Genomic DNA, 15,146 nt, shown 5'->3' with positions numbered 1-15,146 from the left:
TATTTATGCTATTATTTATATTTCAACAAGCTTAATATGTAAAATTGTTATTTTTGAATATTTTTATAAATATTAATTGATGGAAAGAATATTCAAAGTTTTAATATTTACTGACCTTGATGGTTCACTTCTTCATCGAGATACATTCAAATTTGATGAAATAAAAAATTATTTGAGAGAACTAATCTCTAAAGGTATTTATATTATACCTAACACTAGCAAAACGGAGAAAGAAATTTTAGAATTTAATTACGAGTTAGGTTCAAATTTGCCTTTTATTTCTGAAAATGGAGCAGCAATAAATGGTTTGAACTTATTAAATTCAGATTTACCTAAGGAATTAATTCTAAGTCGAGAAAAAGATAATCTTTTAAATATTTTTAAAAAAATTGTTCCAATAAATTTACAAAATAAATGCATGTGGGTCTCTAGTATGGAAAAGAAAAGGCAAAGCTTAATTTTTGGTTTAGATGATGAAAAATTGAATTTAGCTTTAAATCGTAAATACACAATTCCATTTATATTTAACGGAACCAAAACTGAAAAAAATCAATTATCGAAAATTATAAGAACAGAAGGTCTTTTCTTACAAGAAGGTGGAAGAGTGATTAATTTAACCGACAGAACAAACAAAGCTAAAGCTCTTCAAGTATTTGTTAGATTCTATAAAAAATATCATAAAAATGTAAAAACAATAGCTGTGGGGGATAATTATAATGACCTAGAAATGCTTAAAATAAGTGATTATCCCTGCTTGGTATTTAATGATGAATTCACTTTAGATGAAATTCCTATAAATAATTTGATTGCAACTAACAAGCCATCACCTCAGGGCTGGGCAGATGTGATTAAAATGGCTCTAGTTAAAATAAATAAAAATTAATAAAATATAATATGAGTGATTTTTCTCAAAACGGTATTATTTCAACACTTCACGATTTTGGAACAAAGTCAACAAAGCAAATAGAAAAAGAACTTTTGAGTTTTTCAAAAGAAAGAAAAATGGAACTGATACTACCGTGTCTTTATAGTGAATTAAACGGTGATGCTTTACCAAGGATAGTTTCTGAAATTTCTAAAACTAATTATCTGCATCATATTATTATTGGGTTAGATCAGGCTAATGAAAAACAGGCGAGAAAGGCCTGGACTTTTTTTGAAAAATTAGAAACTCCGTTTACAATATTATGGAATGATGGTCCTAATTTAAAAAAATTGGATAAAGAATTACAAACAAAATCATTAGCACCGAATGAAAAAGGTAAAGGAAGAAACGTTTGGTATTGTATTGGAATGTCTATAGCAAGAAACAGCGCTAGATCTGTTGCTTTACACGACTGTGATATAAAAACATATGACCGTAGAATGTTGGCAAAATTATTTTATCCAGTTGTAAATCCCTTATTTAATTTTGAATTTTGTAAAGGTTACTATCCCAGAGTTGCTGATAATAAAATGAACGGAAGAGTAGCAAGACTTTTGGTATTTCCATTATTAAACGCTTTAGAAAAAACTATTGGAAAAAGTGAATATTTAGATTTTATGAAATCATTTAAATATCCACTAGCTGGAGAATTTTCTTTTAGAAGAAATATTCTACCCGAATTAAGAATTTCATCAGACTGGGGAATAGAAATTGGAATTTTGTCGGAAATGCAAAGAAACTTTTCTCCTCAAAATATTTGTCAGGTTGATTTAGCTGATACTTATGACCATAAACATCAGGATTTATCTTCTGATGATGAAAATAAAGGTCTTTCAAGAATGTCCATTGATATAATAAAAACCTTTATAAAAAAACTTGCTACACAAGGTCACTCATTTAGTAGAGAGCAATTAAGATCACTTAAAGCAACTTACTATAGGTCAGCACTTGATTTAATTGACGCTTATCGTGGCGATGCTGAAATGAATGGTTTGAAATTTGACTCTCATTCTGAAGAAAAGGCTGTAGAATTATTTTCTAAAAATATAATTAAAGCAGGAGAAGATTTTTATTTAAATCCAATGGATGCTCCATTTATACCAACTTGGAGTAGAGTTAAGAGCGCTATACCAGATTTTTTAATAAGATTAGAAAAAGCTGTTAACGAAGATAATAAATTTTATCTTTAAAGGACTTTAAGTCCTTTGTGTCTACCAATTTCACTACGAGGGCATTTATGAATTTCATGAGTATTTATGCTAATATTTATAATTGAACAAGGGAAATAAGTAAAATTTTTTTAATTTTAATAAGTTTATTTGGAACTAAAAAATTTATAACTATGCCTTACTTTCATTGTTAATTGGTTGTTAATATAAGATGTGCATAAATTAATATCATACATACAAAGTGAATTTAAAGTCAAATTATAATAACTATCATCTTGTATTATAATTTTTTTGAACTTTTTTTCACTATTATAAAATTCTGGAATAATACTTCTTGTTTCATAAAATCGAATATAACGGTCAGTTTGTTTATAAACATATGATGTTAAAAAAATAAATAAAACAAATACACACAGTTTTTTAATTTTTTCTTGGTCATAAAATTTAATTAATAAAATTGAAATTAAAATAAATGCAGAAATTAGATAAGAATATCCATATCTATAAATTGGAAATTTTAAAAAAAATATAGCGCTTCCAAGAAGACAGATAAAAAGAGGTAATTTAATATTTTTAAAATAAAATTTTTTTTTATTTCTAATTTTAAAATATAAAGTTATTAAAAACAAAAGTAATAAATAAGGAGTTAAAATATTTGCAACTTTCTTAAAGTGATTTTTTAACCATGTCGAAAGCCAATTAAAATTTTTACTATAGTTTTCCATAGAGGTATTTTTGTCAATTCTATTTGGCCAGTCTTTTGCCCAAGCTTCAGCTGAATGACTTTCTATTATTATTTTATCCTTGTTTGACCAATCAAGATTAACAAAACATGTGTTTGTTTGAGGAAAAATTATACACCCAGAAGTAATTATATTTCTTATTATCCACAAGATTAAAAAAATAGTAGGTAGTGATAACAATGTTTTTTTAAAAGGTATTTTATTTTTTATAAATAAATAGGCAGGTATTAATATGGAAAAAATTAAGGTAAATTTATTTAATATTGTAAAAATTGATAATAAGTAAATTTTATTAAAATTTTTGTAATTTAAATTTTCTAAATTAATTAATTTTGAAATTAAATAAAAAAATAGTAAATGTCCTATGGCGTCATTACCAAACTCGCTATACCTATTAATTTTGTAAGAGATATAAAGCAAAACTAAACAAGAAAAATAAATTGATGTAAAATTAAAATTTTTATTTTTACTATTAAATATATAATTAAGTATATCTGCTAAAAAATAAAAAGTTAGTAAACTATAGATACAAAGCAAAGGTATTAAAATACCTATCTCTCCTAAAAAAAAATTATTATTAAATGCTGATGAATATTGAAGAATTGATATATGTCCAAATCGTGCATGTAAGTTGAATAAGCCAAAAATTATTTTTTCTTCATTTAAAATTTTTATGAAAGGTAAGTGATATAAACCTGCATCTGGTCTGTATACGGTATCAAGCAAGATTAAAAAAAAACCAAAAAAAGTTAATAATATTAAAAACAATATTTCTTTTTTCGAAAAAACAGTTTTTTTTATAAAAAATGCGATGACAAACGAAACTAAAATTATTGAATTAAGTGTAGGATTTAGTGAACTAAAAAAGTTAATCAAAAGTGCTATGAAGGAAAAATATATAAAACCAATTATTGCTGTGTCAGTGTAATGTTTTAAAGAATTACTGCTTTCATTGGTAAGTAATTTACCAATAAGCAAATAAATAATGTTGGTTAATGCAATAGATGATATTAGACTAAACATAAAGAATAATAACTTATGAAACTTTCTATAATTATTCCAGTGTATAATGAGATGAATACAATCCAAGAAATTTTGAAAAAAATTGAGGACTTACATGAAATTAAAAAACAAATAATTATCATAGATGATGGATCATCCGATGAAACATTTAACTTAATACAAAATTACAAATTTAAAAGTGAACATAAAATAATTAAACATAAAGTTAATTCTGGCAAAGGTGCAGCCATAAAGTCTTCAGTTAATTATATTTTGGGAGATATTGTTATTATTCAAGACGCAGATTTAGAATATGACCCAAAAGACTATAAAGAAGTAATATTTCCAATTATTAAAAATAAAAGTAAAATTGTCTACGGTTCTAGAGTACTGAATAAAAAAAGGTACAATCAAACAAATTTCATATCTAATTTTAGAATTTTTTGTAACCATATATTAACCTTACTTACTAATTTACTTTATAGACAAAATCTTACTGATGCTCATACGTGTTATAAAGCTTTTGATGCTAATATCTTTAAACAAATAAATCTAAAAGAAAATGATTTTGCTTTTTGTCCTGAGATAACTGCTAAGGTTTCGAAATTAGGTTTTAAAATTTTTGAAGTTCCCATTAATTATGTTGGTAGAAATTATAATGAAGGAAAAAAAATTTCTTTTTATGATGGAATAAGAGCGGTAATTGTTTTGCTTAAATACAGATTTTTTAATTAATTTATTTTAATTAAACTACTTTTACAGGGTCTGTATAATTGTAGCCGAAAGCATCAGCTACAGCCTTGTAAGTTACTTCACCTTTATAAACATTTAAACCTGCTAAGAAATTTTTATCTTCACTAAGTGCCTTTTGATAACCTTTGTTAGCAAGTTTTACTAAAAAGGGTAACGTAGCATTATTTAACGCTAAAGTAGAGGTTCTCGGAACCCCTCCAGGCATGTTTGACACACAATAATGAACCACATCATCAACAATATATGTTGGATCACCATGTGTGGTTGGTTTACTTGTCTCAACACATCCCCCTTGGTCTATTGCGACATCAACTATTACAGATCCTCTTTTCATTGTTTTGATCATTTCTTTAGTAATTAATTTTGGTGCTTCTGCACCTGGAATTAATACTCCACCAACTAAAAGATCAGCCTCAGAAACTAATTTATCTAAATCAGTTTTATCACTTTGTTCTGGAATAATTTTATCTCCAAACATCTCAACAAGTTGTTTTAATCTAGCTTCAGATTTATCTACAATATGAACTTTTGCTTGCATACCGGTTGCAATAACTGCAGCATTCTCTCCAACAACTCCCCCACCTAATATAACAACTGTACCACCTGTTACACCTGGGGCCCCACCTAAAAGCAAACCCCTACCGCTTTGGTTTTTCTCCAAACAATGGGCACCTGCTTGTACAGACATTCTTCCTGCAACAGCACTCATGGGTGCAAGTAAAGGCAGTCTTCCATTGTCATCTGTTACAGTTTCGTAAGCGATATTAATACTTTTAGATTTTATTAAACCCTCAGTTAATTCTTTTGCAGCAGCCAAATGAAGATAAGTGTATATAATTTGATTTTCTCTAATCATATCAACTTCTACTTTTTGAGGTTCTTTTACTTTAACAATTATTTCTGCATCATTAAAAATATCAGCTGCCTTGTTAGCAATTTTAGCACCGGCTTTTAAATATTGATCATTCTCAAAACCCGCTTCAAAACCAGCGTTATTTTCAACCAAAACTTCGTGACCTTCTGAAACTAAAGATTTAACACTATCCGGTGTTAAACCAATTCTATTTTCTTGTGGTTTTATTTCTTTAGGAACTCCAATTTTCATAAACGAAAATTAATTCTTTTTACTTTTAGCGTAATTTGTTATTCCTGTTCGAAGTTTTTCAATTATTTCATCAATGTGTTTTTTTTCACAAATAAACATTGGAGCAATGATCAAACAATCACCTGTAGCTTTGAAATTTACTCCTGCCTCATAGCAATGTTTGAAACAAGTTAATCCTGCTGCGCCTGGTTTTTTATCCATAACAATATCAATTCCACCCATCATTCCGTATCCTCTAATGTTATCAACAACGTCGATATCTTTTAAAGACATTAAACCCTCTTGGAAATAAGGTGCTAAATTTTTGGCTCTGTTGAAAATGTCGTCTTTTTCAATAATATCCTGTACAGCCAAACCAGCAGCTACAGAAATTGGAATTCCAGAATAAGTATAGCCATGGAATAATTCTATAGTTCCTTTAGGAGCATTTTCTGCAATTGCATCATAAATATCCTCTTTACATGCAACAACTCCCATTGGGCTAATTCCATTTGTTGTAGCTTTTGCCATTGTCATCATATCTGGAGTTACTCCATACTCTTGTGATGCAAATGGAGATCCAGTTCTTCCCCAACCAGTAATTACTTCATCAAAAATTAAAAGTATTCCGTGTTTGTCACAAATCTCTCTTAATCTTTGTAAATATCCTTTTGGTGGAACTAATGTACCTGTTGATCCTGCAATAGGTTCAACAATACAAGCTGCTATATTTTCAGCTCCAAAGTTCGTACAAATTCTCTCTAAATCCTCTGCTAATTCGACACCTGTTTCTGGCTGGCCACTTACAAACTTGTGTTCTGGTAAATGAGTATGTCTCATATGCACAACACCTGGCATTAAAACACTTGCAAATGTTTTTACGTTATTAACCATACCTCCAACTGAAGTCGCACCAATATTCATTCCGTGATAACCTCTTTCTCTACCAACAAATCTAAATCTTTGACTGTCACCTCTTGCTCTATGATAAGCAATTGCAATTTTAATTGCAGTTTCAACAGCTGTTGAACCACAAATTGTGTAAAACATTCTATTTAAGTTTCCTGGAGTATGTTTTGAAATTCTAGTAGCTAATTCAAATGATCCACCAAAACCTTGTTGGAATGGTTGACAATAATCTAAAGTTTTCAATTGATTTGTTATTGCCTCAATAATTTCTTCTCTACCATGCCCTAAAGGATTACAAAATAATCCCGAACTTGCATCGATTTGAGTTTGTCCTTGATGGTTTTTTAAATACACACCTTTAGCTTCAACAATTAATCTTGGGTTCTCTTTAAAATCTTTGTTAGATGTAAATGGCATCCAGTGCTCATTTAAAGAATTTGGAATTGCTGTTTTGTTTTGTGTGCTCATAAAAATTTCTTTCTAAAAATATTTTAATATAATCTTAAAGCCTGTTTAGACTAAAATAAATGGATTAACTACCACATTATTGACACAACCAATGATTGTATAAACTTTCTTTTTTGTTTTACTTCGGAGAGAATTTGAATTTAAATATCCAGAATTTAATTAATTAAACATAGGGGAATAAATGAAAAAAATACTAAGTTTTATTCTAGGATCTATTTTTGCACTTAACCTATCAATTTCAGTTGCTAATTCAGCTGCAAATGAAGTTAGAGTTGCATACTTTCTAGAATGGCCAAGCCCAAACCTAGAGGACATGATGAAGAAAAATTACTCAAAAGCTTTAGGTGTTCCAGTCAAGTGGACAAGCTTCAATACTGGTGTGGAAATGACAGAAGCCATGCTGGCAGGAGATATTGATATTTCTTACTCACAAGGTTTAGTGCCTTTTATCAATGCTGTAAAATCTAATGCACCTATCAAACTGATTGATATTGCAATGGAATACGGAATGGGTGGAACTACATGTGTTACATCTAATGCATCTGGAATTACAAAAGCAAACGCTAGTGAATTAGAGGGTAAAAAAGTTGCAGTGCCTTTAGGTACTATGGCTGATTATGTTTTTACTGCAAGTATGGAAATTGTTGGTGCCGATCCAAGCAAAATGACTGTTATTGATATGGTTCCAGAAGATGGAGCTGCAGCTTTAGTAAGTGGTGATGTTGCAATGGCATGTTTATTTGGTGGTAATTCAATTGCAGCAGCTACAGAAGTTGGTTCTAGATTAATTTCAGTTGAAGAAGCTAGAGCTGGAGGTATTCTAGGAATAGATATTACTTCTGTAACTAATAAGTTTATGAATGAAAATCCAGGTATGGTAAGGACTTTTGTTGAAGTTACTCATGAAGCTAACGCAAGATATAATTCAGGTAAAAGCGATATGAATTCTATGTCTAAAGCATCTGCGATGGAAGTATCAAAAATGAAAGGTACTTTAGATGGATTTAAATTCTTAACTCCTGAAGAAACTAAAAAATCTATGGAGAGTGGTAATCTAGCTGGTTTCTTGGATGGAATGGGAACTCCAAAAGGAAACGTCGATACAAGTTTCTTACCTTTATAATTTTAAAGGTTTAAAACTTTTTAAATAGGCACTGATTTAATAATTAGTGCCTATTTTTTTTAAAAAATTTCAAATATAAGGGCACTATGAGTGATCTTGTTTCTCAAAATCTAAATATGATTTTTAAAACTCCAAAAGGAGAAACAGTTCATGCGCTTAAGGATGTAAGTTTTACTTTAAAAAAAGGAGAGTTGCTTACGGTCCTTGGTCCTTCTGGTTGTGGAAAAACAACCCTATTAAATATTACCGCTGGATTTTTAAGACCTACTTCGGGAAAAATTACATTAAATAATAATGAAATTGATGGGCCTGGTGTTGAAAGAGGAATGGTATTTCAACAAGGTGCTTTGTTTGAATGGTTAACAGTAGCTGAGAATGTAAATTTTGGACTTAGGATGAAAAAAGAAGATACTGAAGTTACAGCTAAGAAAGTTGATGAGTGGTTAGATATAGTTGGACTGAAAGGTTTTGGTAACACACCTACTTATCAATTATCTGGAGGTATGCAGCAAAGAGTTGCGCTTGCAAGATGTTTAATTAATGATCCGGATTTAATTTTAATGGATGAGCCATTAGGTGCATTAGATGCATTAACAAGAGAGAAGATGCAGTCTTTAGTTTTAAAAATTTGGAAAGAAACCGGAAAAACTATTATTTTAATTACTCACTCCGTAGAGGAGGCTCTCTTACTTGGTGAAAGATTATATGTTATGGCACCAAGACCAGGAAGAATACATAAAGAATATAATCTACCATTTGCAGAAATGGGTCTTACAAAAGATTTAAGAGAAATAAAAAAAAACAAAGAATTTTCATCTACGAGGGAAGAAATTTTATCCATGATCTGGAACATGGAAGAAGAAATAATGGGAAAAGAGAATTAATGCTAACCCAAATTGTAACAATACTAATTATAGTATCTATTATTGGATGCATTCTTTATGGAAGAAGATTAATTAAAACTGAAAAAGTTGATGCTGTATTTGGTAATCCAGAAAGATCTAAAGGTGGAACGCACTGGGTAATTGTTGGTAGTAGTGTAATATTAATGCTGTGGCTTTATTATTCATGGGATATAGCAAGAGGTTTTTTTCCAAAATCTGCAAACGAATTGTGTCAAGTTGCTAAAATAAATGAATCATTATTAGGTTTAAAATATCAATTTCCTATTGAAGAGAGAGAGTTCAAAAGTACATCTATTATAAAAATTGAAAATAAAAATCTTATAAAGATTGCAAATGAAATAAAAGGATCTACAGATCTAAATGATCAACAAAAAACAATCCTTGTAAGTTACATTGATAGAACCTCAAAATTAATTCCTTTCTTAACCAGTGAGGAATTAATAGAAACGGATACCAAAATAAAAATTCAAGAAATGACTGAGCAAATAAAGCAACTCAGTATTAATTTTCAAAAGGAAAATTATCCTTTTGAAACAGACGCTCAAAAAATTGAAAGACAAAAACTTATTGATGAACAAGGTGGTTGGGGAATTGTCACAATAGATTCTGGTAGTGGATCAATAGAAAACACTATTGAGATACCAACTGCTCCTCAGACTAAAAAAGGGTTAAAATTTCATGCAGCGGCAAAAGAACTAAGTTCAATAAATGACAAGTTTTTTAAATTAAGAAATCACAATCCATTATTCAAAAGCGCAATACAACAATTAAAAGATGATATTAAAGCTTATAGAAAAAGTTTAGATGATAGTGGTGAGATAGCATCTGAATATGCAAAAAATATCGTTAAAATTGCAAGAAGAATAGAATTTGCAAGTATTTATCCTCCTAATGCTTTAAATGAAATGCAAAAAGCAATCTTAGAGTTTGATGAATTGCAAAACAAAGAACAAGGTGGATTAAGATTAATTGATATCCTTTTGTTTCCTTCAGGAACAATTGTAGCAAGTGGAGCAACTTGTTCTGAACAGGGTTCAGGTAGATGGCTGCCTAAACCATCTGATACATTTAATAAATTTGTGGAACTATCAAAACCAAGTGTTGGATACAAAAATGTTCCTCTTTTATGGATTGAAATGGTTGATGTCAGTAAAATGATAGGTTTCATTTTACCAGATTGGATAGCTGATATATTGCCTGGTGAATACCCAGTTCATACAAAAGATGGAATTGTAAAAGAAAACTTTAAAAGTAATGTTTTAAAAGTTGCAACAGGCGACTTTAAATTACTGAAAGTTCCTGTTCCATACGGACATATCTGGGACTCTTTTATGAGGGTGTTTTTAGGATTAGTGTTTGGAATTATTATTGGTGTTCCATTGGGTTTATTTATGGGTCTAAATAGGTTTGCCAAAGGTTTCTTTGATCCGTTAATTGAACTTTATAGACCGGTCCCGCCTCTTGCATGGGCACCTTTAATTATTTCAGTTCTTGGAATTGATAACTCAGGAAAAGTATTTTTATTATTTATGGTCTCATTATCGATTATGATTATTTCTGCAAGAGCTGGTGCTTCAGGAACACAACTATCAAAAATTCATGCAGCCCACTCATTAGGAGCTACTAAAAAACAAATTTTAAGACATGTAATTTTTCCAAATTCACTTCCTGAAATTCTTACAGGAATTAGAGTTGCTGTTGGTATGTGTTGGGGAACGCTTGTTGCTGCAGAGTTTCTAGCAGGTACAACTGGTATTGGTTTTGTTGAAAATGTTGCAAAAAAATACTTCCAGTGGGAAGTTATTTGGATAACGATAATTATTATGGGTCTACTAGGTCTTTTATTCGATATTACATTAAGAAAAATAATAGATAAAACTATTCCTTGGCGTGGAAAAGGATAAATGTTAAGGGGATAAAATGAAGACCCCAGTTTTAAAAAAACAAGTCATTAAAATATTCCAAAAATTTGGTTTAAGTAAAGATCATGCTCTAATTTCTACTAATGCATTAATTAATGCGGAATTAGTTGGTGCATATGGTCATGGTTTATCAAGACTTAAAATGTATTGTGATAGAATTTCTAAAAAAGTAATTAATCCAAAACCAAAAATTAAAATTAAAAAAATTTCTTCTTCTATTTCTCATATTGATGCAAATAATGGTATTGGTTTTGTTGCTGCAGATCTAGGAATTAAAACTGCAATTAAACATGCCCAAAAAACTGGAATAGGAATGGTAGCGGTTAAAAATAGTGGTCACTATGGTTTATCTGGTTATTACGCTGAACAAGCAGTAAAAAAAAATTTAATTACAATGATATATACCAATGCTCCTCCAGCAGTTGCTCCACATGGTGCATTAAAAACTTTATTTGGAACAAATCCAATTTGTTTTGGAACCCCCACTGGTTCTAAAATTCCATTTATTTTAGATACATCAATTTCAATGATTAATAGAGGAAAAATTCGAGTTGCGGCGAGAAACAATCAATCAATTCCTGCAGGAGTTGCTTTAGATAAACTTGGTAAACCAACTACTGATGCAAAAAAAGCATTAGCGGGAGTTCAATTGCCAATTGCAGGTTATAGAGGCTCAGGACTTGCTTGGATGGTAGATATATTAAGTGGAGTTTTAACTGGAGGAAACCACGCAGGAAGAGTTAAAGATCCATTTGATGATTTTTCAGGTCCACAAAATATTGGACATTTATTTATAACCTTTAAAGCAAATTTATTTCAAAAGAATTATAACCAACGAATTAAAGATAATATTAAAACAATAAAAAAACTCCCCAAGATTAAGGGAGTTAAAGAAATAATGTATCCAGGACAAAATAAATTTAACCGGTATAAAAATAACTCAAAAAAAGAAATTTCTATACCGGATATAATAAAGAAAGATTTGGAAACCTTAATAAGTTAACATCGTTAGAGCACCCAAAGAAACGATAACAGATGATAAAATTATTGTTCGTTTAACTTTTTCCTTCTTTTTTTCTTGTAGAAGTCTTTGCTTTAGAACATCCACGTTAACCCTTTTGGGAGTTTCGACATATTGAGAGGGGGTCTCTGCAATCTCGGATGTTCTATGTAAGCTTTCTGTACTCATATTTCGTTTATAAGTTTAATTTTAATCATTATTAGTTAAATTTTTACATACTAGGGTTGTCCAAAATGGGTTGACTCTAATATTGCTTTTGTTCATATTGGGTTTTTTTTAAAATATGAGCACATTACCAAGTATTTCTGAACATATTGATGAGAAGGTAATCAATAAAATAATTCAAGATAATTTTGCCGCACTGGCACCGGCTTATTTTACTTTAACAAGTAACTGGTTTGTAAGAGCCTATGATCATTATAAAGACATAGATAAGTTTGTCCTCATTATATATTTGATACATCAAGACCTTATATATTTCAGACAAAATGGAGTAAAAATTAACTACGACACATTTTATAAGGATAAACCAATCGAAATTAATAAAATTAATATTTCAGACATCTCAAAAGATCTAGGAATTCCGAAAGAAAGTATCAGAAGAAAAGTTTTAGAATTAGAAAAACTAAAAGTAATTAAAAGAACTGGTAAGAAAATTTTTGTTGTTCGAGATACGCTTTACTCAGCTAAAGCGGTAGACACTCTTACAGAGGTTGCAAATATCTTGTATGAATTTAATAAAATTTTAAAAAAGGAAAAATTAGTAACCGAAGTTTACTCCGTTAAAGAAATAATATTAGCAATAAAAGAAAATTTTTCTTACTGCTTGTATCAGTTTAATAAATTTTGGTTTATTTTTATTAAAAGATGGAGAGAAGAATTGAAGGATTTAGAAGTTTTTGCAATCGGCATGGTTGTGGTAATAAATACAATTAAAAATCCAAAATTTAAACCAAAAAAACCTAATTTAGACTCATATAGAAAAGAGATTCAGGGGTCAGATAAAAGAGGCGTTAATGCCATGTCAATTTCTGAGATAACAGGTATTCCTAGACCTACAGTTGTTAGAAAAATAAAATATTTAGTTGATAAAAAATTTCTTCATATTAATGATAAAAAATTAATTACATACAATGCTAAAGATAGTGCTTTTGTAACAACAAAGGGAATGGTTAATAAAAATGTTCTTAGCTTAAGTCATTTTATTTATAAAGTTTTTAATCAAATAAGAATAATCAATAACTAATTAGACTTTCTTAAAAAATAAATAAAAATAAATCCAGTTATATACATGATTAGTGCATAAGCACCTGTTGGTAATGCATACAATATATCTGTACCAAATATTTGCGTAGAAACAAATAAGGCTAACGTACCATTTTGTAATCCACATTCTAAAGCAATACACTTCATTTGTTTAACACCTGAAGCAAAAGCTTTTGCAATGTAATATGCGATAACCATCATTGAAATATTTAAAATTAAAGCAATTAAACCTGCTTGTTTGATAAAGCTAAGAATATTTTCTCTTTCTTCATAAAACGCTGCTACAAAAAAAACAATAAACAAAACTATGTTGAGTTTATTAAATATTTCAACTTTAGATGATATGAAATTTTCAGCAAATTTTCTAATAATCATTCCTAATATTACAGGTACTGTTACAACTAAAAACATTTTTAGTGCTATTCCCGTCATTGAAATGTTTTGAGAAACTTCTGTTATCCCTAACATGTCTGCAGATGTAAAGATTATTAATGGAACTGTAATTATACTTAATAAACTAATTACAGCAGTTAAAGATATTGATAATGCTACATCACCATCAGCAAACTTTGTCATTACATTAGATGTTACACCTCCTGGTGCTGCAGCTATGATCATAACCCCTATTGCTATTTCAGGTGGTGTTTTTAAAACTAAAATTAATATGTATGCTACAATTGGAAGAATTATTAATTGAGAAATAAAACCAACAATAAAATCTTTTGGTGTTTTGAATACTCTTCCAAAATCTTCCAGTTTTAATCCTAGGCCTAAGCCTAACATTATCAAGGCCAAAATAATTGGCGCAATTTTAGTTACAATTTCCAAAGTCTCCCCCGCTCAAAACCAATTATATAAACTTGTTAAATTTATATAAAGAATTTTTTTTTATATACATGTTCAGTTTTTTCACTTATTTGTAGAAAAAATGCTTTCAAACAAAGAAATTGTCTGTCCAAACAACTTATTAGATTTAGCTCATAAAAAAAAAGGAGTTACAGTTGCGGTTGTAAATGCTGGTAAACCTTTACCCATGTTATCAGTTCAAGATGCGGTTAATGAAAATTTAATTGAGCCAATATTTATTGGTCATGAAGTAGAAATTCAAAAATGTGCTGAAGATATCAAATGGGATATTTCTAAATATGAACTTATCCATGAACCTGTAGAAAATGATACTGCTAAAATTGCTGCTAAATTAGCAAGTGAAGGCAAGGTGCAAATAATAGTGAAAGGCCATATTCATACGGATGTGCTTATGAAAGAAGTGCTTAAACGTGAATATAATTTATTGGGAAAAACAAGATTAAGTCATATTTGGCATATGACTATCGGTAAAGATGATAAACCATTAATTATTACTGATGGAGCATTAAATGTTTTACCAAATGTTAAAACAAAAATGCATATTCTTAAGAATGTAGTAAATTTTTCAAATAGAATAGGAATAGAAAGACCAAAAGTTTCCGTATTATCTGCAACAGAGGAAGTTTTAGAAAGTGTGCCAAGTTCTATTGAAGCTGCAGAAATTACTAAATTAGCGAAAGAAGGAAATTTAAATGCTGATGTTTTCGGTCCATTAGCATTTGACAATAGTATTTCAAAAAAGTCAGCAGCAATAAAGGGTATTAAAAACTTAGTTGCTGGTGAGGCAGATGTATTATTAGTTCCCAATGTAGAAGCTGGAAATGCTTTAGTAAAAATGCTTATATATTTTAGTGGTGCATGTGCCGCAGGAGTTGTTGTAGGTGGAAAAGTACCTGTGGTAATTACTAGTAGATCTGACGAGGCTCAGGCACGATTGGCCTCTATTGCTGCAGCAGTAGTCGCTTTAGACTAAATGATTCATTGAATTT

At 29.7% G+C, this 15,146-nt stretch carries 13 protein-coding genes; 9 read left to right on the top strand and 4 right to left on the bottom strand.

Annotation, left to right across the window (positions count from 1 at the left end):
- The first annotated feature begins 79 nt into the window (after positions 1–79).
- Entirely contained in the window at positions 80–883 is an 804-nt protein-coding gene (locus ACTT88_RS02160) for an HAD-IIB family hydrolase (RefSeq protein WP_440907734.1), read from the top strand.
- Positions 884–894: 11 nt separating this feature from the next.
- Complete coding sequence (locus ACTT88_RS02155) at positions 895–2,115, top strand: glycosyl transferase (RefSeq protein ID WP_440907733.1); 1,221 nt, start codon at positions 895–897, stop codon at positions 2,113–2,115.
- 125 nt (positions 2,116–2,240) lie between these two features.
- Here the strand turns inward: ACTT88_RS02155 and ACTT88_RS02150 are convergent, their stop codons facing one another.
- Positions 2,241–3,860: an LIC_10190 family membrane protein gene (locus tag ACTT88_RS02150; RefSeq protein WP_440907732.1), complete on the bottom strand. Its 1,620-nt coding sequence runs from the start codon at positions 3,858–3,860 to the stop codon at positions 2,241–2,243.
- 15 nt (positions 3,861–3,875) lie between these two features.
- Here ACTT88_RS02150 and ACTT88_RS02145 point away from each other — a divergent pair, with 15 nt between their 5' ends.
- A complete protein-coding gene (locus ACTT88_RS02145; RefSeq protein ID WP_440907731.1) occupies positions 3,876–4,574 on the top strand; it encodes a glycosyltransferase family 2 protein in 699 nt (232 codons plus the stop codon).
- A gap of 10 nt (positions 4,575–4,584) precedes the next feature.
- Here the strand turns inward: ACTT88_RS02145 and ald are convergent, their stop codons facing one another.
- Together ald and ACTT88_RS02135 are read right to left on the bottom strand one after the other, a co-directional pair.
- Entirely contained in the window at positions 4,585–5,697 is a 1,113-nt protein-coding gene (ald, locus tag ACTT88_RS02140; RefSeq protein ID WP_440907730.1) for an alanine dehydrogenase, read from the bottom strand.
- Positions 5,698–5,706: 9 nt separating this feature from the next.
- A complete protein-coding gene (locus ACTT88_RS02135; RefSeq protein ID WP_440907729.1) occupies positions 5,707–7,053 on the bottom strand; it encodes an aminotransferase class III-fold pyridoxal phosphate-dependent enzyme in 1,347 nt (448 codons plus the stop codon).
- Positions 7,054–7,234: 181 nt separating this feature from the next.
- Between ACTT88_RS02135 and ACTT88_RS02130 the strand changes: the two genes are divergently transcribed.
- The 5 genes from ACTT88_RS02130 (at position 7,235) to ACTT88_RS02110 (ending at position 13,270) form a co-directional block, all read left to right on the top strand.
- A complete protein-coding gene (locus ACTT88_RS02130) occupies positions 7,235–8,176 on the top strand; it encodes an ABC transporter substrate-binding protein (protein ID WP_440907728.1) in 942 nt (313 codons plus the stop codon).
- Between the two features lie 86 nt (positions 8,177–8,262).
- Positions 8,263–9,060, top strand: coding sequence for an ABC transporter ATP-binding protein (locus ACTT88_RS02125; RefSeq protein ID WP_440907727.1), 798 nt, complete (start codon positions 8,263–8,265; stop codon positions 9,058–9,060).
- Complete coding sequence (locus ACTT88_RS02120) at positions 9,060–10,985, top strand: ABC transporter permease (RefSeq protein ID WP_440907726.1); 1,926 nt, start codon at positions 9,060–9,062, stop codon at positions 10,983–10,985. Before ACTT88_RS02125 ends, ACTT88_RS02120 begins: the two co-directional genes overlap by 1 nt.
- 16 nt (positions 10,986–11,001) lie before the next feature.
- Positions 11,002–12,006 (top strand): Ldh family oxidoreductase, encoded by a 1,005-nt coding sequence (locus ACTT88_RS02115; RefSeq protein ID WP_440907725.1) that lies wholly within the window; start codon positions 11,002–11,004, stop codon positions 12,004–12,006.
- Positions 12,007–12,307: 301 nt separating this feature from the next.
- Positions 12,308–13,270: a MarR family transcriptional regulator gene (locus ACTT88_RS02110; protein WP_440907724.1), complete on the top strand. Its 963-nt coding sequence runs from the start codon at positions 12,308–12,310 to the stop codon at positions 13,268–13,270.
- Here ACTT88_RS02110 and ACTT88_RS02105 read toward each other — a convergent pair.
- Positions 13,267–14,118 (bottom strand): bile acid:sodium symporter family protein, encoded by an 852-nt coding sequence (locus tag ACTT88_RS02105; protein ID WP_440907723.1) that lies wholly within the window; start codon positions 14,116–14,118, stop codon positions 13,267–13,269. The two genes, ACTT88_RS02110 and ACTT88_RS02105, sit on opposite strands and share 4 nt — an antisense overlap.
- Before the next feature lie 100 nt (positions 14,119–14,218).
- On the opposite strand from ACTT88_RS02105, the gene ACTT88_RS02100 reads away from it, so the two are divergent.
- A complete protein-coding gene (locus tag ACTT88_RS02100) occupies positions 14,219–15,130 on the top strand; it encodes a bifunctional enoyl-CoA hydratase/phosphate acetyltransferase (RefSeq protein WP_440907722.1) in 912 nt (303 codons plus the stop codon).
- The last annotated feature ends 16 nt before the right edge of the window (positions 15,131–15,146 follow it).

Source organism: Candidatus Pelagibacter sp., assembly GCF_052046145.1.
In the GTDB taxonomy this organism is placed as follows: domain Bacteria; phylum Pseudomonadota; class Alphaproteobacteria; order Pelagibacterales; family Pelagibacteraceae; genus Pelagibacter.
This window is presented reverse-complemented; position numbering and strand designations above follow the sequence as displayed.

What these genes read in the sequence shown, in the direction of transcription:
- ACTT88_RS02160 (WP_440907734.1), top strand. Translation starts at nt 80, where the DNA reads ATGGAAAGAATATTCAAAGTTTTAATATTTACTGACCTTGATGGTTCA.
- ACTT88_RS02155 (WP_440907733.1), top strand. Translation starts at nt 895, where the DNA reads ATGAGTGATTTTTCTCAAAACGGTATTATTTCAACACTTCACGATTTT.
- ACTT88_RS02150 (WP_440907732.1), bottom strand. Translation starts at nt 3,860, where the DNA reads ATGTTTAGTCTAATATCATCTATTGCATTAACCAACATTATTTATTTG.
- ACTT88_RS02145 (WP_440907731.1), top strand. Translation starts at nt 3,876, where the DNA reads ATGAAACTTTCTATAATTATTCCAGTGTATAATGAGATGAATACAATC.
- ald (WP_440907730.1), bottom strand. Translation starts at nt 5,697, where the DNA reads ATGAAAATTGGAGTTCCTAAAGAAATAAAACCACAAGAAAATAGAATT.
- ACTT88_RS02135 (WP_440907729.1), bottom strand. Translation starts at nt 7,053, where the DNA reads ATGAGCACACAAAACAAAACAGCAATTCCAAATTCTTTAAATGAGCAC.
- ACTT88_RS02130 (WP_440907728.1), top strand. Translation starts at nt 7,235, where the DNA reads ATGAAAAAAATACTAAGTTTTATTCTAGGATCTATTTTTGCACTTAAC.
- ACTT88_RS02125 (WP_440907727.1), top strand. Translation starts at nt 8,263, where the DNA reads ATGAGTGATCTTGTTTCTCAAAATCTAAATATGATTTTTAAAACTCCA.
- ACTT88_RS02120 (WP_440907726.1), top strand. Translation starts at nt 9,060, where the DNA reads ATGCTAACCCAAATTGTAACAATACTAATTATAGTATCTATTATTGGA.
- ACTT88_RS02115 (WP_440907725.1), top strand. Translation starts at nt 11,002, where the DNA reads ATGAAGACCCCAGTTTTAAAAAAACAAGTCATTAAAATATTCCAAAAA.
- ACTT88_RS02110 (WP_440907724.1), top strand. Translation starts at nt 12,308, where the DNA reads ATGAGCACATTACCAAGTATTTCTGAACATATTGATGAGAAGGTAATC.
- ACTT88_RS02100 (WP_440907722.1), top strand. Translation starts at nt 14,219, where the DNA reads ATGCTTTCAAACAAAGAAATTGTCTGTCCAAACAACTTATTAGATTTA.